Source organism: Actinomyces bouchesdurhonensis (assembly GCF_963540955.1).
Taxonomy (GTDB): domain Bacteria; phylum Actinomycetota; class Actinomycetes; order Actinomycetales; family Actinomycetaceae; genus Pauljensenia; species Pauljensenia bouchesdurhonensis.
The window spans coordinates 41313-60680 of sequence record NZ_CAUTSL010000008.1 but is presented as its reverse complement, the minus strand read 5'-3'; the positions used below and the strand labels follow the sequence as shown (position 1 = coordinate 60680).

General features: G+C 65.2%; 18 protein-coding genes. 11 read left to right on the top strand and 7 right to left on the bottom strand.

What is annotated here, in order from left to right; translation table 11 throughout:
- A partial coding sequence (locus RYL44_RS02640) for a hypothetical protein (protein ID WP_462675790.1) occupies nt 1-196 on the bottom strand: 196 nt, incomplete at its 3' end.
- A gap of 140 nt (nt 197-336) precedes the next feature.
- On the opposite strand from RYL44_RS02640, the gene mtrA reads away from it, so the two are divergent.
- The 6 genes from mtrA to secA all read left to right on the top strand — a co-directional run bounded on the left by mtrA (nt 337) and on the right by secA (nt 8947).
- On the top strand, nt 337-1020 hold the full coding sequence (gene mtrA, locus RYL44_RS02635) for an MtrAB system response regulator MtrA (RefSeq protein ID WP_073982541.1): 684 nt from the start codon (nt 337-339) through the stop codon (nt 1018-1020).
- Complete coding sequence (mtrB, locus tag RYL44_RS02630; RefSeq protein WP_276739398.1) at nt 1001-2620, top strand: MtrAB system histidine kinase MtrB; 1620 nt, start codon at nt 1001-1003, stop codon at nt 2618-2620. Before mtrA ends, mtrB begins: the two co-directional genes overlap by 20 nt.
- A complete protein-coding gene (locus RYL44_RS02625; RefSeq protein ID WP_314975012.1) occupies nt 2617-4266 on the top strand; it encodes an LpqB family beta-propeller domain-containing protein in 1650 nt (549 codons plus the stop codon). Before mtrB ends, RYL44_RS02625 begins: the two co-directional genes overlap by 4 nt.
- A 24-nt stretch (nt 4267-4290) precedes the next feature.
- Entirely contained in the window at nt 4291-5082 is a 792-nt protein-coding gene (locus RYL44_RS02620) for a ComF family protein (protein ID WP_314803713.1), read from the top strand.
- Between the two features lie 173 nt (nt 5083-5255).
- Nucleotides 5256-5903 carry a ribosome hibernation-promoting factor, HPF/YfiA family gene (hpf, locus tag RYL44_RS02615; RefSeq protein ID WP_314975011.1) on the top strand — a complete coding sequence of 216 codons (648 nt, stop codon included), beginning with the start codon at nt 5256-5258 and terminating at the stop codon, nt 5901-5903.
- A 185-nt stretch (nt 5904-6088) separates the two neighbouring features.
- On the top strand, nt 6089-8947 hold the full coding sequence (gene secA, locus RYL44_RS02610; RefSeq protein WP_314975010.1) for a preprotein translocase subunit SecA: 2859 nt from the start codon (nt 6089-6091) through the stop codon (nt 8945-8947).
- 65 nt (nt 8948-9012) lie between these two features.
- Here secA and RYL44_RS02605 read toward each other — a convergent pair whose 3' ends face one another.
- Complete coding sequence (locus tag RYL44_RS02605; protein WP_234968617.1) at nt 9013-9342, bottom strand: Rv3235 family protein; 330 nt, start codon at nt 9340-9342, stop codon at nt 9013-9015.
- A 152-nt stretch (nt 9343-9494) separates the two neighbouring features.
- Complete coding sequence (locus tag RYL44_RS02600) at nt 9495-10217, bottom strand: LysM peptidoglycan-binding domain-containing protein (protein WP_073982545.1); 723 nt, start codon at nt 10215-10217, stop codon at nt 9495-9497.
- A gap of 137 nt (nt 10218-10354) precedes the next feature.
- Between RYL44_RS02600 and RYL44_RS02595 the strand changes: the two genes are divergently transcribed.
- On the top strand, nt 10355-10921 hold the full coding sequence (locus RYL44_RS02595; protein ID WP_073982546.1) for a hypothetical protein: 567 nt from the start codon (nt 10355-10357) through the stop codon (nt 10919-10921).
- Here RYL44_RS02595 and RYL44_RS02590 read toward each other — a convergent pair.
- Nucleotides 10915-11127: a helix-turn-helix domain-containing protein gene (locus RYL44_RS02590; RefSeq protein ID WP_073982547.1), complete on the bottom strand. Its 213-nt coding sequence runs from the start codon at nt 11125-11127 to the stop codon at nt 10915-10917. The genes RYL44_RS02595 and RYL44_RS02590 overlap by 7 nt on opposite strands.
- Before the next feature lie 145 nt (nt 11128-11272).
- Between RYL44_RS02590 and RYL44_RS02585 the strand changes: the two genes are divergently transcribed.
- From RYL44_RS02585 to RYL44_RS02575, 3 genes are read left to right on the top strand one after another with little or no spacing between them, the layout of a single operon-like run.
- Entirely contained in the window at nt 11273-11917 is a 645-nt protein-coding gene (locus RYL44_RS02585) for an SAF domain-containing protein (protein WP_234968618.1), read from the top strand.
- Nucleotides 11914-13095: a CpaE/TadZ family protein gene (locus tag RYL44_RS02580; RefSeq protein ID WP_314768843.1), complete on the top strand. Its 1182-nt coding sequence runs from the start codon at nt 11914-11916 to the stop codon at nt 13093-13095. Before RYL44_RS02585 ends, RYL44_RS02580 begins: the two co-directional genes overlap by 4 nt.
- Before the next feature lie 2 nt (nt 13096-13097).
- Complete coding sequence (locus tag RYL44_RS02575; protein ID WP_314975009.1) at nt 13098-13568, top strand: DUF6912 family protein; 471 nt, start codon at nt 13098-13100, stop codon at nt 13566-13568.
- Between the two features lie 158 nt (nt 13569-13726).
- Here the strand turns inward: RYL44_RS02575 and RYL44_RS02570 are convergent, their stop codons facing one another.
- Nucleotides 13727-16801 carry an SMC family ATPase gene (locus RYL44_RS02570; RefSeq protein WP_314975008.1) on the bottom strand — a complete coding sequence of 1025 codons (3075 nt, stop codon included), beginning with the start codon at nt 16799-16801 and terminating at the stop codon, nt 13727-13729.
- A complete protein-coding gene (locus RYL44_RS02565) occupies nt 16798-18003 on the bottom strand; it encodes an exonuclease SbcCD subunit D (RefSeq protein ID WP_314975007.1) in 1206 nt (401 codons plus the stop codon). Before RYL44_RS02565 ends, RYL44_RS02570 begins: the two co-directional genes overlap by 4 nt.
- A 100-nt stretch (nt 18004-18103) precedes the next feature.
- Here RYL44_RS02565 and RYL44_RS02560 point away from each other — a divergent pair, with 100 nt between their 5' ends.
- Nucleotides 18104-18832 carry a glutamine amidotransferase-related protein gene (locus RYL44_RS02560; protein WP_314975006.1) on the top strand — a complete coding sequence of 243 codons (729 nt, stop codon included), beginning with the start codon at nt 18104-18106 and terminating at the stop codon, nt 18830-18832.
- A 72-nt stretch (nt 18833-18904) separates the two neighbouring features.
- Here RYL44_RS02560 and RYL44_RS02555 read toward each other — a convergent pair whose 3' ends face one another.
- A complete protein-coding gene (locus RYL44_RS02555) occupies nt 18905-19357 on the bottom strand; it encodes a hypothetical protein (RefSeq protein ID WP_314975005.1) in 453 nt (150 codons plus the stop codon).
- Nucleotides 19358-19368 lie beyond the last annotated feature (11 nt).

Genomic DNA, 19368 nt, shown 5'->3' with positions numbered 1-19368 from the left:
AGCCTGGCCCGGGTGCGCCGTAGCCTGGCCCGGGTGCGCCGTAGCCTGGCCCGGGTGCGCCGTAGCCTGGCCCGGGTGCGCCGTAGCCTGGCCCGGGTGCGCCGTAGCCTGGCCCGGGGGCGGGTGCGCTGTAGCCCTCTTGGACTCCTGTTGGCTCGTCTTGGCCAGGGGCGGGCGGTGTCCATGGGGAACTCATCACGACCTCCAGATCGCTGGTGTTGTGCTGGTCTCAATCCTGCCACAGGACGGGGATGTGCGTGCCGTCATCGCGGCAGGAACGTGGTGTTTCCGAATGAATCTCCTGCAACCGTGACGATTTCGTGACACTATCGTGATATGAGTTCGCGCATCCTCGTCGTCGATGACGACGTCGCCCTGGCCGAGATGATCGGCATCGTCCTCGAGAACGAGGGCTTTCGCGTCGTCTTTTGTTCCGATGGATCCCAGGCGCTGACTCACTTCCAAGAAACGAACCCGGACCTGGTCCTCCTCGATGTCATGCTGCCCGGCATGGATGGATTTGACGTGTGCAGGGCAATCCGACGCGTCTCCGATGTCCCGATCGTGATGCTGACTGCCCGTTCTGATACGTCCGACGTTGTGACGGGTCTCGAGGCCGGAGCAGACGACTATGTGCCCAAACCCTTCAAACCCAAGGAACTGATTGCCCGTGTGCGTGCCCGCCTGCGTGGTCGCGAGGAATCACAGGCTGACGAAGGGCTGACCCTGCAGGACCTGACCATTGACGTGGCTGGACACGTCGTCAAGCGTGACGGACGTGTGATCGCGTTGACTCCGCTCGAGTTCGACCTGCTGGCCACGTTGGCGCGCTCCCCGTGGAAAGTGTTTTCCCGCGAGGAACTTTTGGAGCAGGTGTGGGGCTACCGTCACGCTGCCGACACGAGGCTCGTGAACGTTCATGTGCAGCGCCTACGCTCCAAGATTGAACGCGATCCGGAAAAACCGGAGCTCGTCGTCACTGTCCGCGGGGTTGGGTACCGTGCCGGCGCGGGAGCATAATTTCGCGCTCTCGCGACTGATCCGGGTCCTCACCGCGTCGAGGCCGTGGATCTTCCTGCGCTCCTCACAGATCGTCCACCGCATCCGGCATTCCCTCTCGGCGAAGCTTGCCGTGGCGATCACCCTCTCCGCGCTCGCTATCCTGCTTATCTTCGGTATCATCGTCGCCTCACAGCTGCGTTCGTCGATGTTTGAGACGCGTAAAGACGCGATTCTGGCAGATGCGTCGCTGCGTTTTTCTGCAGCCCAGTCCGTGTTTTCCTCCTCGACGGCCACCTCCCCCGACCAAGTCCAAGAATCCGCACGCGGCGCCCTGACCTCACTCAAAGCCTCGGCGGCAGGCGCGGGAGCGACCAACGTCGCGTTGTTGCGCTCCGAGGGTTCCGCTGCCTCGCTGCGCATCAATCAGATTGAGGACGAGCAGATGCGCCTCCTCGTTACCCCCGAGATGCGTCAGGCCGTGACGCAGGGCGGCGCCCAGTGGCAGTCGGTGGGCATCACGGCATCCGACTCTGACAAGGTGTCACCTGGGATCCTCGTCGGTACGCAGGTGCAGCTGCCCCGCGCAGGCACGCACGAGCTTTACATCCTCTACTCCCTGGCAGCCGATCAGAGCCAGGTGGACGTCGTATTGCGCGTGCTTGCCCTGTCCGCGCTGCCAATCATCCTGACCTTGCCCATCGCCGTCTATGCGCTCCTGCACCGACTCCTGTTACCCGTGCGCCTGACCGTCAATGCGGCCACCAAGGCGGCGGAGGGAAACCTGGATGTGCGCGTCGAGGTGCATGGTGCCGACGAAATGGCGGCGCTCGGACGAGCCTTCAACGCGATGACCTCTTCACTGCAGGACACGATTTCACGCTACGACGAACTGGCCAAACTCCAGCAGCGTTTCGTCTCCGACGTCTCACACGAGCTGCGTACGCCGCTGACCACGATCCGCATGGCCGAGGAGGTCGTGTGGGACAACCGCGAGGATCTCCCAGCGCACGCGCGCCGTTCCGCCGAACTCTTGCACGACCAGACAGAACGCATGGAGCAAATGCTCGCCGACCTGCTCGAAATTTCGCGCTACGACGCAGCGAGCGCCCTCCTGGACGCAGAAGAACACGATCTGCGTCCCATCGTGACGCGCGTCGTGGAGGGATGCTGCGAGCTGGCCCAGCGTCAGGGTGTTACCGTTCGCATCATCGCCCCCAGTCCAGCTGCTGCCGAGATCGACGAACGCCGCATCGAGCGAGTCATCCGCAACCTCGTCGTCAACGCGATCGAGCACGCCGACAGGTCTGATGTCACGATCACGGTGGCGACCAGCGCCACCGACGTGGCGTGTCGCGTGCGCGACCGTGGGGTGGGAATGACCAAGGAGGTTACCGATCACGTGTTCGACCGCTTCTACCGGGCCGACACGGCCAGAGCACGCACGACCGGAGGAACAGGCCTAGGCCTCGCCATCGCGACGGAGGATGTGGCGATCCACGGAGGGCGACTCCAAGCATACGGTGAACCCGGCAAGGGAGCGTCCTTCCTCATGACATTGCCCAAACACCCGGGCGATGAGATCGCCAGCTGGCCGCTCACCCTGTGGGAGAACCAATGAGACGACGCTTCGCCCTGATAGCCTGCGTCGCGCTGGCGCTCGCGGGCTGTGCGTCCCTGCCCACCTCCTCGGCGCCAACCCCTTTCGATGCGTCCGCGCGCGATGGCAGCGGCATCCAATTTTCTGCAGAGGGTCCCTCGGACGGCTCTGACGCCTCGACCCTGGTCTCGGATTTTCTGCTCGCCTGCGCAGCGGGACCCCAGGATGACTACGCGACCGCTCGCCTGTTCCTCACGAGCGCGTCGGCACGCTCGTGGCAGCCTGAAAACGAAATCCTCGTCTACGACACGGATACGGCGCCATTGGTGAGCGCGAGCCTTGACAACTCCGCGCAGGCGGAGGTCAGCGTGTCCGTTCTGGGGGTGGCAAGCATCGACGACTTGGGTGTTCTCACGCGTTCGAATGGCTCCATCGTGTCGCGGACTTTCACCCTTGTCCGCGAGGACGGGCAGTGGCGTATCGACGCGCCCGACAACATTATCCTCATCTCTCGGGCGGCCTTGACGGCCTCGTACACGCAGGCAAACCTGTACTTCCCGTCCGTTGATGGGTCGGACCTGGTGTCTGATCCGCGTTGGTACCCTTCCAGGCGCCTGGCCTCCCACCTTCTCGCAGGCCTTGTCGCGGGACCCAGCCCAGCCCTCGATCCCGTGGTTGCCAACGCGATCCCGGCGGGGGCCACCCTGCCCTCGCACGGGGTAGAGGTCAGCGACGGGGTCGCGCGCGTCGAACTCAACGCCGCGATGCCCCCCGACGAAGCCGCGCAGGTGAGTCTCTCATGGCAGCTGACGCGTACCCTCACGCAGGCGCCTGACGTGTCGCAGGTGAGCATTACCCTCTCGGGCGACACCCTTGACGTGCCAGCAGTGCCGCCACCGCCGTCGTATTCCCTCGACACTATGGTGGGGGCTGGTCCATCAGGCGTGGGGGTCGTGTCAGCATCGGGTTTTACCCCCCGCGCTTCGGCGAGGGACGCCGCGCATCCGACCTGTTCGCCGATGGATTCCACTCTCGTGGCGTGGAGTGGCCCCGATGGAGTCTACGCGGAGCATGCAGGTAGCCAGGTTGCCTTCCTGCCAGGTCAGGCCCCCCTCGGGCCCTCGATTGACAGATACGGATGGGTGTGGGGACCTCCTACGTCCGCTTCGTGGCTCAGTGTCGGTGGCGGCACGGATGGGGCGTTCAGTGTGCGCATCGAATCCGAAAGCGCGGGTGACGTTCACGCGGTGCGTATTTCCCCTGACGGTGTGCGTGCCCTCGTTATCCGTGGCTCCACACCGAGCGCGTGGGTGGGCGTTGTTGAACGCGAGCCGGGTGGTCGTCCGCAGGCGGTGCGTTCCCTCGAACAGATTTCGCTCGACGGCGGGGCTGTCATCGACGCGTCGTGGACCACGTCGACGGGAGTCGTTCTTGCGGTGCGCGGTGAGGGTGGTGACAACGACCAGCTTGTGACGATGGCGTTGGGAGGTTTGCCTTCGAGCGTTGCGTTGCCGATCCGCGTGTCGTCGATGAGCGCCGGGGCTTCTTCTGCTTCGGTTGTCATCGTTGGGACGGACGAGGCGGGTAAGGCGCAGGTTCTCGTGCGATCGGGAGCGCTGTGGCAAAATGTCTCGGCTGACGTGACATCGGCGCGTTACGCGGGGTGAGGGCTGGTGGCAGGAGTGCACCGGGTGGCTGGTTTCGTTGATGCTTTCCTGGGCGCGGTGCTGCCCGTTCAGTGCGTGGGGTGTTTGGCGTGGGACGTGGTCATGTGTGTTTCGTGTGCGTCGCTGGCCACCGTTGAGCCGGTGTCGTCTTCCTTGGAGGGGCGTCGAGGTTCGATCCCTCTTTGGGTCCTCGGGGACTATTCCGGTCCCCTGCGCAGGATTGTTTTGGGCGCGAAGCATGCGATGCGCACGGATGTGAGTGCTTTTCTTGACGAGGCCGGGGCCACGTTGGGTGCGTCCCTGTGGCGGGTGGTGGCTGGGCCTGGGTCGCCCGCCGCGGCGATGCGTGAGGGTAGTGGGAGGGCGCGCGAGGTTGGCGGGGCGGTGGACGTGTGGGTTGTGCCTGCGCCGTCGTCGTGGGGGAGGCGTCTGCGGGGGCGGCAGGTGGCGTTGCCGCTCGCGCGCGGGGTGGCGCGGGGGCTTGCCAAGGCTTGTTCGGACCGGCTATTGAGCGGGGGAAGCTCCCGCGGGTGTTTGTCGCGCGACGATCGTCGTGTTCGCGAGCGTATTCGTGTGCGTGTTGTAGATGTGTTGCGGTTGCGGGTGGGGGTGGGATCGCAGTCGGGTAAGACGGGTGCTGCTCGTGTGGTGGGGCGCATGGGTTCGATGCGTGCTCGTGTGTCGGTTCCGGAAGGAGCGATTGTGATTGCGGTGGATGATGTGGTGACGACGGGTGCGACGATCCGTGAAATGGAGCGAGTGCTGGGGCGGGTGGATGGGGTGGCGGCGTTGTGCCGTCCAGGCCTCATCGCATGACGTAGGTCACCGACGTGCTATAATGCGGTTACGAACTTTCGATAGCGTGGCAGGCGCGGACGCCTTCCACGTCAGTGCGGGAGGTGATAGCTCAGGCCACGGTTCGGGCAGTGAGCACCGAACAATCCCCATCCGCGGGCAACGATGCCCGCCGCACACCATGGAGGAAACACATGGACATCACCGTCGTCGCACGTAATGCTGAGATTCACCCGAATTTCCGGGCATACGTGGAGGAGAAGGTTTCGAAGATTACCCAGTTCTATCCGCGTGCGCAGCGCGTGGATGTGGAGCTGACTCACGAACGTAACCCCCGCCAAGCAGATACCGCCGAGCGCATTGAGTTGACCGTCTACGGCAAGGGGCCAATCATCCGCGCGGAGGCGCGCTCCGCCGACCGCTACGCGGCTGTTGACATTGCCGCCGGGAAGCTTTACGAGCGTTTGCGCCGCCTGCGTGATCGCGTGAAAGACCACCGCCGCAGGTACCCGCGTAATCTGGTCGAAACCGAAGTACTTGACGTAGCACCTGTTGTTGAGGAGCAGGTGGCGCCCGAGCCGGAGGCTCCCAAGCCGCTGCGTAGCGCCGAGGATCTCAAGGTTGGAGAGGCTCGCGAGGAGCAGTGGGGTGACACGCCCATTATTGTGCGCCAGAAGGTGCACGAGGCTCCGCCGATGAGCGTGGATGAGGCCCTGGACCAGATGATGATGGTCGGCCACCCCTTCTTCCTCTTCGTTGATAAGGAGACGAGCCAGCCGTGCGTCGTCTACCACCGTCACGGGTGGACGTACGGTGTGCTTCGTTTGAATACGACGATCTGACGGTTCACTGATGCGGGTGTGCCCCGGGCCTAGTGCCCGGGGCACACCCGCATGTTTACCTGTGACGTTAAATGCGTCCATGTTCGCGCGGGCGTTTCCACTTTGGGCAGTTAGTTCGTAAACTAATGGGTGGATTTGGCTGTCCGTCCTACAGGGGGGCGGACTACAGACGTCAGGAGCTAGTCGTGTCGATTATTGACAAGATCCTTCGCGCGGGCGAAGGTCGGATGCTGCGCAAGCTGGATCGGCTTGCGTCGCAGGTTGATGCCCTGCAGGAGGATTTTGAGGCTCTGACCGACGAAGAACTGCAAGCAAAAACCCAGGAGTTTAAGGATCGCCTTGAGGAGGGTGAGACCCTGGATGACATCCTGGTGGAGGCTTTCGCGACGGTTCGTGAGGCTTCTTGGCGAATCCTGCGTATGCGTCCTTTCCACGTGCAGGTGATGGGTGGTATCGCTCTACACCAGGGCAAGATCGCGGAAATGAAGACCGGTGAAGGTAAGACCTTGGTCGCTACGATGCCTTCTTACTTGCGCGCGCTGACCGGTAAGGGTGTGCACGTTGTGACGGTTAACGACTACCTGGCAAAGTACCAGTCGGACCTTATGAGCCGTGTGTATAACTTCCTGGGTATGTCTTGTGGGTGTGTTCTCGTGGGGCAGACTCCCGCGCAGCGCCGCGAGATGTACGCGTGTGACATCACGTATGGCACGAATAACGAGTTTGGTTTCGACTACCTGCGCGACAACATGGCTCAGGTTCCCGAAGACATGGTCCAGCGTGGTCACGAGTTCGTCATCGTTGATGAGGTTGATTCGATCCTTATTGATGAGGCTCGTACGCCTTTGATTATTTCAGGTCCTGCCGACGGAGATTTGAATCGCTGGTACATCGAGTTTGCGCGCATCGCGCGCATTTTGACGCGCGACGAGGACTATGAGGTCGATGAGAAGAAGAAGACCGTTGGCATCTTGGAGCCGGGTATTGACAAGGTTGAGGATCAGCTGGGCGTCGAAAACCTGTACGAGGCCGCGAACACTCCGTTGATCGGTTTCCTGAATAATGCGATCCGCGCCAAGGAGCTGTTCTTTAAGGACCGCGACTACATCGTGGATGGCGGCGAGGTCCTCATTGTTGATGAGCACACGGGCCGCGTTTTGCCGGGCCGACGTTACAACGATGGTATGCATCAGGCGATTGAAGCCAAGGAAGGCGTGGAGATCAAAGCGGAGAACCAGACGCTGGCCACGATCACGTTGCAGAACTACTTCCGCCTGTACCCGGAGGGGTCGCGAGCGGGCATGACGGGTACGGCTGAGACGGAAGCCGCGGAGTTCGCTTCGACCTACAAGATCGACGTTATCCCGATTCCGACGAACAAGCCGATGATCCGTAAGGATCAGCCTGACCTCGTCTACCCGACGGAGAAGGGGAAACTGAACGCGATTATTGAGGATGTGGCTAAGCGCCACGAAGCTGGTCAGCCTGTCCTCATCGGTACTGCGTCGGTTGAAAAGTCTGAGCTGCTTTCTCAGATGCTGAAGAAGAAACGAATTGCGCACCAGGTGCTCAACGCTAAGCAGCATGCCCGCGAGGCCGCTGTCGTTGCGATGGCGGGTCGTAAGGGTGCGGTGACGGTGGCCACGAATATGGCTGGTCGTGGTACCGACATCATGCTGGGTGGTAACTCGGAGTTCATCGCCCAGGCGAACCTCGCTGATGAGGGCCTCGATCCGAAGAAGAACCCGGAAGAGTACCGCGAGGCGTGGCCCAAGGCTCTCGAGGCTGCGGAGGCGGCTGTTGAGGCCGAGCGTGAGGAGGTGCGTGAGTTGGGCGGCCTGTACGTGCTCGGTTCGGAGCGCCACGAGTCGCGTCGTATTGATAACCAGCTGCGTGGTCGTAGTGGTCGTCAGGGGGATCCTGGAGAGTCTCGTTTCTATCTGTCGATGGAAGATGACTTGATGCGTCTGTTTAACTCGGGTATGGCCCAGCGTATTATGGCGTCGGGTGCCTATCCGGAGGACATGCCGCTGGAGAATCGCGTGGTGTCGCGTTCGATTGCGTCTGCTCAGCATCAGGTGGAGGCCCGTAACTTTGAGATCCGCAAGAACGTCCTGAAGTACGACGACGTGATGACGGGGCAGCGTGAGACCATCTACGGCGAGCGTCGCAAGGTGCTTGAGGGTGAGGATATGGGGCCCCAGCTGCGTTCCTTCGCGGAGTCGCTCGTGACGGGCTTGGTCGATGAGGCGGTCGCCGACAAGCCGGTCGATGAGTGGGATTTGCCCTCCCTGTGGGAGAATCTGCGCGGCTACTATCCTCCGTCGGTTTCGATCGAGGAGGTCGAGGAGGAGCACGGGGGCAGGAATTCCCTGGTTCGCGATGACCTCGTGACCGAGCTCGTGGGCGATATTCACGCGGTGTACGCAGACACGGAGGATCGCTTGAACGATAACCCGTTGGCACAGGCGCAGTTGGGTGAGGAACCTATGCGGACGCTTGAGCGCCGTGTTGTCATCTCCGTGGTTGATCGCTTGTGGCGTGAGCACCTCTACGAGATGGATTACCTGAAGGAAGGTATCGGCTTGCGCGCGATGGGTCAGCGTGATCCGCTCGTCGAGTATAAGGACGAGGGCGCTCAAATGTTCCAGGCGATGGTTGAGCGTATCCGCGAGGAGTCTGTTCAGCAGGTGTTCAGCTACGCTAAGCAGTTTGAGCGTGCGTTGGCTGTGGCTGAGGAGCAGGCGGGTGGTTCTATCGCGAGTGCGTCCGTGGCTTCGGCGTCTGCGCCCGCCTCGGCCTCCTCGAAGTCTGAGGCGGCGGGTAGTCCCAGCGTCGAGCAGGTGGCTGCCGCGGAGTCCGCGGCGTCTGAGGCTGCGCGCGAGGCCGTCGCTCGCGCCCGTTCTGTCATGGGTAATGTGGGTCGTCGGAATGCACCCAGTCGCGTGAGCTACAGCTCTGCGGAGGGGCAGGGCACATCATCGTCGGCGGGCGGTAATCGCGCGGAGCGTCGCGCGGCCGCTAAGAAGCGTCGCCGTCGTTGAACGATCGGGCGAGGGGGCTCCTGCGGGAGTCCCCTCGCTTTGTTGTGTGTTGGTGGAGTGCGCGATCAGGCGAGTTCGAGGGCTGTGGTCATCCAGCGTCCCCGGTACTCCTCGAGTCGCAGGGCCAGGGCGTACGTGCGTGTGGCCGTCGCGACGATGACTGCTGCTTCCGTGTGTTGTGCGTCGATGGTGCACACACGTACGTGGATCGGCGTGGTTCCTCGCGCGCATGGCGTCAGGTGGACCTCGATAAGCGCTGCGTAGAGGTCGGGGAGGAGCCAGCGGCGTAGTTGGTGTGAGGTTCGGACTCCTGTGACGACCTCGACGATGGCTCTGGCGAGGGTGGCTGCCCAGGGGCCTGGGTCTGGCAGGTCGGGGCGGTTCGGATCGGTCACAAGCGCGGCTCGTGGACGACGTGACTGAATGTGTGGGCCGGGTGCGGACCAGCGAAACGGGGCGAGCGAGGCGGGTCTGGTGGGTGTTGGTGTGGTGCGCGTACGGCGTGTTGATTGACAGAGGGGACGAGGCCGGGGGTGGAGGTGGGTGCTCATGGAAGGTCCTGGGGGATGGAGAGTTGTACTCCTGGGTAGATGAGTGAGGGATTCGGGATAGCATCCGCGTTGGCGCGGTGGATCGCCTGCCAGACGCGGGTGATGTGGGCGTCGTCGGAGTCTGGACGCAGGGTTTGGGCGATCGACCAGAGGGTATCGCCGGGGCGGATCGTTACTGTCTGCTGTGCAGCGGTCGCTTCGCGTGATGCGCGTTGGGCCTGCGTGGATGGTGTTTCGTCGGGGTGAGTCGAGGTGGCGTCGCTTGTTGAGAGTGACGGGTTGGGGCTGTCTGCCCAGGTGAGGGATATGCCGGGCGAAGCTGCCTCAGGGGGAGCGGCCATGCTCGCTCCGTGAGGGATGGGGGTGAGAAGTGCTGAACCGATGAGTGCCCCGGCGCCGGCTTTTGCCAGAAGGGATTTTGATAGCCGCGTGCCGACACGTGATACGAGAGCGTGTGATGCCCGTCGAAGCGGGGCGGGGGTGAGCGTGAGCGTGGCCAGGTGTGCGACGGCTGACCAGAGAAGATTCCATGCCAGGAGCGCCAAGGCGAGGCATGCGAGCGTCCAGACGGCGAGTGTCTCGGGAGCGTTCGGCGTGATGGGCGGTGCTGCGCAGCTGAGGTAGAGGATGTCGAGGACGGTGAGGGGTGCGCCCACGAGCCAGAGGAATGCGTCGGTCAGGTGCGCCTGACCTGTGCCGGTGGGTGAGTCGTATGTCATGAGGTGCTCTTCGTTGAGGAGGCTAATTCGGTACTATAACTATCTACTTCATAATAGTATATGTCAATAGATAGTGGTTAATTCCTTGAAAGTGTGATGCGCAACTCACAGCTTGACTCGTGTGGCAGAGTAGATGCATGGATATGTATGCGTTCATTGACGAACTGGAAGCACGATTCGACGAGGCGCGTAGCTGCGACCTCCAAGAACTCATCGATGAGCTGACAGACGCAGAGCGCGCCTCCGTCACCCTATCCGCGCGACTGGCTGGAGTCGAGGGCGTTGTCACACTAGCGCTGAGAGGTGGCGGCGTCATAGTGGGTGAGGTGCTCGACTCAACGAGCACGTGGGTGCTGCTGCGCGCCAGCACCGGCGACAGTCTCGTGATGATCTCGGCTGTCGTCGGCGCCTGGCCGCTCGGACGCAGCGTTGCGCGCGAGTCGTCGATCCGTGGCGGCATCGGTGTTGGCCACGTCCTGCGGGAGCTGAGCGCTCGCGGAATCGAAGTCGCTATCGATTCGGACTGCGGTGACCATCGTGGGGTCATCGACGCGGTCTACGGGGATCATATCGATGTTGCCCTCAGTGAGGCGGCCCTCGGATACGACGGTCGTGATGAACAAGAGGGGCAGATCATGTCGCTGGCGCTCTCGGGGCTTCGTCGACTCCGCGTGCTTGGCCAGCGCTGGTCGCCGGACTACTGAGCGTGCTCCGCCTTTTGGCGCTCGCGCGTCGCGGCGTACTGGTCCTGGATGAATTGCTCCAGAACGGACTCTTCGATTCGCCAGACGTGCTTACCGCCAACTTGGATGGCCGGGAGCTCGCCGGAGGATACGAGGGCGCGGGTGGCTGACATCGTTAGATTCAGGGTTTCGGCGACGTCAGCGAGGGTGAGGAATCGTGTTGCCATGACAATATGGTATCAGTTGAGATCGTTTCGTTTGTATGGTTTGAGTCGACAATTTTTCGCATGTGAATCGACATATCGACCCGGTTGATTCCGATAGATGCTCGACAACCTACCGTTTTTCGTTCGAAACGTGCATTATGGAAGGGTGAAACGCGTCTCAGCTTCAGTGTCGATCCCGGCGCGCGTCCCCGGCAAGATGGACCGTCGATTCATCATCGGCGTCGTCCTGATCATCGCGTCCGTGCTCGCCTTCAGTGTCCTGGGCGGGTTCCTTCGGGGAGGAACCCGCGTCTACTCGGTGACGACCAGCATCGCACCAGGGGAGGCCATCACGGCAGATAACGTCCGTGAAATCGTTCTCGCCGTGGAATCCTCCGTCTATGTTCCGACTGCGCAAGCACCACTGGGGACACCCGTCGCCCGACCACTTATCCCCGGGCAGCTCATCATGCGAGCCGACCTGGCCGATAGTGACCACAACGGTGGGCAGGACCCCGACGCGATGGTTCGTGTCGCACTCACCGTGAACGCGGGCCTCCCCGAAGGCGTCGCCGACGGCACACCGATCCGTCTATGGGCCATCCCCTCCCGCCCGGCCACAGACACCGATACGAAGGCCCGCGAAATCGATGGAACCTTCACCTTCGTTCGATCCGTAGACGCATCCGCCTCCCAAATACACAGGGAAACCCATATCGAAATCATGGCCAACGCATCATCCCTACCAACCCTCCTCGCCGCTCAGACATCGACCGAACAGCTCGCCGCCGTTCCCGTGGGGGTATCGTGAGCGGTGTCCACGGCGTCGTCATCCTGGCTAATCAGCACTACGAAGCCCCGATCATCCAGGCGATCCAATCACGCTCAGACTGCCTGTCCATCGTCAGGCGCTGCGCCGACCTCGCCGAGGTCATCGCTGCCGCCCGCGCCGGCATCGCCGACCTTGCCATCATCGACGGAGCAGACACCGACCTGACCGCCGATGCCCTACTCTGCCTCCACACGGCTGGTATGGCGGTCGTCGCGCTGGCTCACCACGAGGAACGCAACCGACTCAGTGCTCTCGGTTGTGACTCGGTCGCGGCACCTGGCAGTCCCGACCAGGTCGTCAACTCGCTGATAGCCGCCACCCGCGCGCGGCGCACACACCAAGCCCAAGCCTCGTCACCACCTCCGCCCCCGCCCACCAGCGCGGGCACCGTTCTAGCGGTGTGGGGCACCTCCGGGGCACCCGGGCGCACGACCCTTGCTGCAGGCATCGCAACGATGCTAGCGACGCGGGGAGAGACCCTCCTCATCGACGCGGACACGTCCAATCCGAGCATTGCCCACCTCCTGGGCTTGCCCGTACAGACCTCGGGCCTGTCCATCCTCGCGCGCGCCGCATCGCGAGGCCCACTGTCGCCCGAAGACATCGCAGGCGCCTGCGTGAGAAGGAGCGAGCGCCTGGGCGTCGTCACTGGGCTGGTCACCCCGCACCGCTGGCGTGAGGTGAGCCGAACCAACATCGAAGCAATCATCGGCGCGGCACGCCTGAACGCGCGCTACAGCATTGTTGATCTGGCCGCGACCTACCTCGAAAAGCCCACGCGCGGAGTGAACAGAGATGACGTCACCCTCGGTGTCCTAGAACGGGCCGACCGCCTCGTTGTCGTCGCGCGCGGTGACATCATCGGTGTGAATCGTCTGTCCTTCCTCGCCCGCTGGTGGGAGGAACAGGGGCGCGACATTCCGGTGGACATCATCGTCAACCGCGTGAGCAAGGACGCGATCGGTCCGCGCCCGGTCGCCGCACTGCAGGCCGCCATCGGAGCGTTCATGCCCGGACGCATCTTCCACACTATCAATGACGATGCCGGCGTCGCCCGTGCCTGCCTGCGCGCGACGGCACTGGGGGAGACAGGAAGTCAATGCTCCGCGACCGACGCGTTGGAGGCGATCGTGGACCAGTGGGTGCCTACACTGTGACCATGCGCGTCTACGTTCCCGCCCTTCTGTCTGACCTGTCCGTCCCCCTGCCGCCCGTGCACGACGGAGTACTCGCCGTGCCCGACGCTGCGATGAGCAGCGAGGACGTCGAGGTCCTCGAGGACGACGCGATCACGGAGGCCGCCCTGGCATCCCTGGTGCTGGCCCGCGAGACAGACGGGGCACTGCCCACGCGCGTCGTCCTGGCAGTCGATACCCCCACCTCAACTACCCTGCGCCCAGGGGAACAACTCGAACCCCACATTTTCGAGGCACCGGCCTTCGAATACACGTGGTCGGACGTGGCCGCGATCCTCGCGGACCTGCCTGACGCAACCCCCGATGTCACAGCTGTCCTGGAGGCAGAAACGCAGGAGGAAGCCGACGATGCTGTAGCCGCTCTGTGGGAGTCGTCCTTGGCGTGGTTTGACCGTTCGGAGCGTCCCACTGTGCTGGCGCTGCACAAGGAGTAAGGCCGTCGGCAGCCATCGCGTATGCGCAGTTGTGTGTACACGTAGCGCCGCGTGGCCCAGGTCATTGCGAATGCTTCGTTCGGCACACGTACGGCACCCGCGCGACGAGTGGCTCGGCTCGTGCCACCGCGCGTCGACGCCCTCTCCACTCCAGATTTCTAAGCGCGCACGCTCAGAGTCGATCCGCCCTGCGCCAGCGGCCGCACCTGGATCTGGTCCGCGATCTGGGTCGCCATCTCCTCGACGTGTGAGATGACACCCACCGTGCGGCCTGCGCAGCGCAGCGCCTGGAGCTGCTCCATGACGAGGGCGAGGGTGTGCGAGTCCAGCGACCCGAAGCCCTCGTCGATGAACATTGTGCGCAGCTCGACCCCACCAGCCTCTGCCGTCACGACGTCAGCAAGCCCGAGAGCCAGTGCCAGGGACGTGTAGAAGGTTTCACCGCCCGAGAGCGTGCGTGGGCTGCGAACTGCTTCCGTGTCGTGGTCGATGATCGCCAGGCCCAGCCCCGACTTGCGCGAGGCCGTACCGTCGTCGGGGATGGCGACGAGTTGGTAGCGCCCCGACGAGATGCGCTCCAGGCGCGGGTTTGCGGCCGCCAGCACATCCTCCAGGCGGGCGATGAGCACCCACGCCGACAGGGGAGTGGACGCCAGGTTTTCCGGGCCCGAGGCCACCGCGATGTCCGCGAGGCGGCGGATGGGACCGGCCTGCTCTCTGGCCTGCGCGAGGGCGTCGAGCGCCTGCCCGAGGGACGCACGGGCAGCGTCGAGCTGAGCGCAATGCTGCTCGAGCTTGCCTGAGGCCCGGGCGGCTGAAGCAGCGTCCTCATCGGCCTTTCGGGAGGCCTCGGTGAGAGCCACGAGGTCCGGCGCAGGTATGGAAGCTGCGCGGGTCAGGCGTTCGGAGGCGAGGGCCTCGCGTGCCGCAAACAGCTCCTTGTCGTGAGCCGCCACGCGCGCCTCGAGCGCCTCGACCCGGGGGAGCGGAAGAAGAAGCGAGCGCCACGAATCCGCCTCCAGGCCCTGCTGCGTCAGTGCATCCGCGAGGGAGCGTTGTGCCTTCACCAGAGCCGCTCTCGCATTCTCCCACTCCGTGCACGCGCCCGACAGCAGCGCCGCCCGATGTGCGCGCGCATCCAGGTGCGCCGCGCGAGCGTCAAGGGACTCGAAGCCCGCGCGCTCTGCTTCCACGCGCCCCAGAGCAGCGGCCAGCGCCGATTCGCGCTCCTGAAGCGTGGATGCGAGGGAAGCGGCGGCCTCGCGCGCACTCGCGAGGCTGTCCGTGAGTCCGCCGAGGCGCGCGCGTTCCTGCTCGAGGGCGGTCTCGATCTCGGCGATCTGCGGGGAGAGGGCCTCCAGCGTCGCCACGAGCTCGGCGGCCTGATCCCACTCGGTTTCGAGCGTCGGCGTGGGCGCGCCCGCCACCTCGTTGAGCTGGGCGATACGCCGGACGAGGTCCTGGTGGCGCGCCTGCGCATCTCGCAGCGCTGCCTCCGCGCGGTCGCGCGCCTGGTCGAGCGCGGCGACCTGCTCGCGCGTGATCTCACCGTCCGCGGCCGGCGCGGGGGCGGGATGGGTGGTCGAGCCGCACACGGGGCAGGGTGCGTCTTCTTCGAGTTCGCGGGCGAGCGCCGAGGCGCTTTGCGCGATCCACAGGTCGTGGCCGTCCGCGGCCGCCGCGTTCGCGAGCTTCGCGGCCGCCGTGGCCTCGCGCAGCTCGTCCGACGCGCGAAGGAGAGCCGAACGCAGGAGATCCGCCTGCATGGAGGCATCCAGGCGCTCGTTGATGGCGCGCAGCGCGGACGCCGCCTCGGGCAGCGTGTCCGCGTCCGCCCGCATGAGGCGCAGGGCCTGAGTTGCCTGCTCGATCCGCCCGGGCAGCTCCTCGCGCTCGGCCTCAATCGACGCGATGCTCGCCGACGTCTGCTCGCGGCGGGAACGCAGCGACTCGATGCGTGCGCGCGCCTCAGGCAGCGAGCGCTCGACGGCGAGAGCCTCTTCGAGAGAGCCGCGCGTGCGCGTCGCCTCATCGCGCATCTCCTGCGCCCGCTCGCCGAGAGCAGCCACGGCCTCGGTCGTCAGAGACTCCGGGACGACCGAGGCATCCTCTCCGAGAGCGGGGGACAGGGCCGATACCTGGTCGCCTGCCGACTCCAGGCGGGCCGAGGCCTCGGCGACGGCCGCGTCGAAGGGCGCCACGGCCAGGGCCCGCCGGGCCGAACGCGCGCGCTCCCGGTCGGATGCGACCGTCTCCTGCGATGCGGTGAGCGCGGCGAGCGTCGCGCTCACGCGCGCGTGCTCCGACTGTGCCTCTGCCAGCGCGCGGCCCTCGGCAAGGGCACGGGACGCCTCGCGTGCTGCCGCCGTGGCTGCCTCAGCGACGCGGAGTGTGTGCGCGTGCGCCTCACGCGCCCGCGCGCACGCATCCTGTGCCCATCGCCTCACCGCGCTGGCATCCTCAGCGCTCGCGTCCAGCTGGTCGGCCTCCGTAGCGGCGGCAGACTGGGCGTCGGCTGCGTCCACGCCATAGGAGGCATCCTCATCAAAAGCCGCGTCCAGAGACCGCACGCGCTCGAAAGCGCCGAGCGCGGCCACGCGCCGCTCCTCGATGCCGCGCTTCGACGAGGCGGCCGCATCGGTTAGCGCCTTGGTGAAGTCGGAATAGATCTGCGTGTCGAAAATGTCGCGCAGGATCTGTTCGCGCGCATCCGAGGTGGCGGTGAGGAACTGGGAGAACTTGCCCTGCGGCAGCACGATCGTCTGCAGGAACTGGTCCTTGTCCAAGCCCACGATCGTGGGGATCTCGTAGCCCACGTCGCGCGGCCCCGACGCGACCGCCTCGATGGTGCGCCAGCCGTCCGGCGCGTCCGGATCCTCCACGACGCGCGTCAGCGTCGACTTCGAGTTGCGCTGCGACTTCTTACCCGCCGGCGTGTACGCGGGGGTGCGCGTCACCCGGTAGATGCCCGTGGCGACCTCGAACACCAGGTCTGCCTCGGAGGGGTCCGAATCCGAGATGTGGTTGGAGCGCAGGCGGTCCTTCGACGCGTCCTTCGTGCGCGCCACGTCCCCGTACAGGGCGAAGGTGATCGCGTCGATGATCGTGGACTTACCCGCGCCCGTGGGCCCCTCCAACAGGAAGAGTCCAGAGTCCTCGAAGGCCGAAAAGTCGACCGTGTGTGTCCCTGCGAAGGGGCCGATGCCCACAATGCGCAGCCACCGAATCTTCACTGCATGTCCTTTCCTCGAAGCTGCGCCCACACATCCTGGGCGAGCTCGCGCTCCCGCTCCGACAGGGGCCGCCCGCCCACGGCCTCGTAAAACTCCTCCGTGACCTCGCGCGGGTCCCTCGAGGCGCGCACGGTCATCGCGGGCGCGAGCGTGGGCGCCTGGCAGGGGCGGTGCACGACGATCAGGGCGTGCGGGTAGACCTCCCGGATGCGCGGAACCATGCGCTCGGGGCGCGCGTCGTTCGTGACCGTGATCGACACGTACGAGGCCGTGGTGGCCTCGTCGGGATCGGTGAGCAGCTCATCCATGGTCCCCTCGAGCACCGCGATACCCCGCAGCGTCGGGATGGGCACCACCTCGATGCCGGTCACCGAGGCAGCGTCCGTGGTCACGAGGGTGACGGACTTCGTGGCCCCGGCCTCGGAGAAGGAATACGCGATGGGGGAGCCCGCGTAGCGGATTGGGACGGATGCGCCCGAGATGCCCTGCGGGCGGTGCAGGTGCCCGGCCGCCACGTAGTCCAGTCCGTGGGTCAGGGGGTCGGCTCCCCCGAGCGTGTCGAACAGGTCCGCCGAGACGGAGGGCACGCCTCCGACCTGGATGTCGCGTTCGGAGTCCGAGGTCTGAGCGCCCGTCACGAAGGCGTGCGGCATCGCGATGGCCGGGCGCTCGTCGCCCGAGCCCCGCCGAGCCGACAGGTCCGCGCGCACGCGGCGCAAGGCGGCCGCCAGGACCGCCTGGTGGGAGCGGGGCAGGGGAGCGGGCAGCCCGGATTCCCCCTGCGCAGGCAGGTCCGACAGCGCCTGACGCACGAGGTCGGGCTCCAGGTAGGGCATCGGATACACGAGGGCGCCCCCGGCCTCGACGGGCGTGCCGATCGCCTCCGGATCCGTCACCACGTGCAGCGAGGGGGTCAGCATGTCGGCGAAAAGCCCCAGGCGCGCCGCCCCGTCGTGGTTCCCCGACGTCAGGACGACGGTCGTGAGCGCGGTCAGCTCGCGCAGGGCACGGCGCATCCGCGCGAGCGCATCAACGGGCGGAACCGCGCGGTCGAACACGTCGCCCGAGATGAGCACGGCATCCACGCCGCGCTCACGCACCAGGGCGACCAGCCACTCAATGAACGCGTCCGCGCTGTCGCCCAGGGACGCGCCGTGCAGCGTGCGCCCCAGGTGCCAGTCGGAAGTGTGCAGAATCAACATGCTCCCAGTGTGGCAGAGGGCGCCCACATCTGCGTCCGTCACACACGCTTGGAGGGCGGACACCTTCTGCATGCGCGCGGGTAATCGATAGCATGGAGCCATGACCAAGCCCTTCCTCATGCTGACCTCCCGCGACGATGGCCCCGTCCTGGCCGCGGAGAGCGCCGACCTGCCTCGCTTCTCGGGACTGAGCCCCGACCAGGTGCGACAGGTACGCATGGAGAGGGAGCTGCCCGACCTGGACCTGTCCGAATACTCGGGCGCCTTCGTGTGCGGATCCCCGTGGGACGCGAACGCCGACGACCACCTGAAGGAAGCGCGCCAGGTGCGCGCCGAGGCCTGGCTGCGTTCCTTCTACGACCGGGCGCTGGGCGAATCCTTCCCGCTCCTGGGCCTGTGCTACGGGCTGGGCACCCTCACCCTGCACCTGGGCGGCGTCATCGACACCCACCACGGCGAGGAAATCAGCGGCATCGCGCTGACGAAGACCGACGCGGGCCGCGACGACCCGCTCCTGGAGGGCACGCCCGACCGCTTCCACTCCTACGTCGGCCACCACGAGGCCGTGCGCGAGCTGGCCCCGGGTATGCATGTCCTCCTGGCTGGGGATGACACCCCGATCCAGATGGTGCGCGTCGGCGAGGCCGCGTGGGCGACCCAGTTCCACCCCGAGATGGACCTCGAAGGCGTCAACGTGCGCATCGACCAGTACGCGGGCCGCTACTACCCGGCCGACAAGGCCGAGGCCATCCGCGCCCAGGTCGCCACCGTGGACACGGACCCCTCGCGCCTCATCCTGCGCAACTTCGTGCGCCGCTTCCAGCGCTGAGCGCCCGCGGGGCCGCGCGCTCGCGGGGCCCCGCGCCCACTGAACAGTGCATCCAGGAACCCGATTGAAGGCCTAGCGGGCCGGGGGAACCAGCCCGCGCCTGCGGGCGCGGTCCTTCGCGATGAGGAGCACCACGAAGAAACAGAGGGCCACAAGACCCGCGCCCATGGCGATGTTCCATGGCGTGTTGTTGGGCTCGGGGCGGACTCCGTGGTCCGTGACGTCACCGACGATGACAGTGGCGGTACATACGAGGGAACAAGCCATCACCACCCACTCGCAGGCCCGAAGTGCCCGGTGTGCGCCAGGAATGTGACGCGAATAGCCTGGGATGTAGACAGCGAGGAGCAACGCAGCGTCGGCGAGCCCGTAGTCGTTTAGGCGGTTGTCCTTCCCGAAGAAGGTTCCGCCGATTGAGTAGATGACCGTGCCGATCAACAGTGCTAAGAAGAAGTAGCGGAGGACCTTGTCGACCCGCGAAAGCCCCGCAGTGTTGCCGATAAGGAGAGGCTCAATGGTGGACATAGCGATCACGA

What these genes read in the sequence shown, in the direction of transcription:
- RYL44_RS02560 (WP_314975006.1), top strand. Translation starts at nt 18,104, where the DNA reads ATGACCAAGCCCTTCCTCATGCTGACCTCCCGCGACGATGGCCCCGTC.
- RYL44_RS02625 (WP_314975012.1), top strand. Translation starts at nt 2,617, where the DNA reads ATGAGACGACGCTTCGCCCTGATAGCCTGCGTCGCGCTGGCGCTCGCG.
- RYL44_RS02565 (WP_314975007.1), bottom strand. Translation starts at nt 18,003, where the DNA reads ATGTTGATTCTGCACACTTCCGACTGGCACCTGGGGCGCACGCTGCAC.
- RYL44_RS02575 (WP_314975009.1), top strand. Translation starts at nt 13,098, where the DNA reads ATGCGCGTCTACGTTCCCGCCCTTCTGTCTGACCTGTCCGTCCCCCTG.
- hpf (WP_314975011.1), top strand. Translation starts at nt 5,256, where the DNA reads ATGGACATCACCGTCGTCGCACGTAATGCTGAGATTCACCCGAATTTC.
- RYL44_RS02595 (WP_073982546.1), top strand. Translation starts at nt 10,355, where the DNA reads ATGGATATGTATGCGTTCATTGACGAACTGGAAGCACGATTCGACGAG.
- RYL44_RS02590 (WP_073982547.1), bottom strand. Translation starts at nt 11,127, where the DNA reads ATGGCAACACGATTCCTCACCCTCGCTGACGTCGCCGAAACCCTGAAT.
- RYL44_RS02600 (WP_073982545.1), bottom strand. Translation starts at nt 10,217, where the DNA reads ATGACATACGACTCACCCACCGGCACAGGTCAGGCGCACCTGACCGAC.
- mtrA (WP_073982541.1), top strand. Translation starts at nt 337, where the DNA reads ATGAGTTCGCGCATCCTCGTCGTCGATGACGACGTCGCCCTGGCCGAG.
- RYL44_RS02555 (WP_314975005.1), bottom strand. Translation starts at nt 19,357, where the DNA reads ATGTCCACCATTGAGCCTCTCCTTATCGGCAACACTGCGGGGCTTTCG.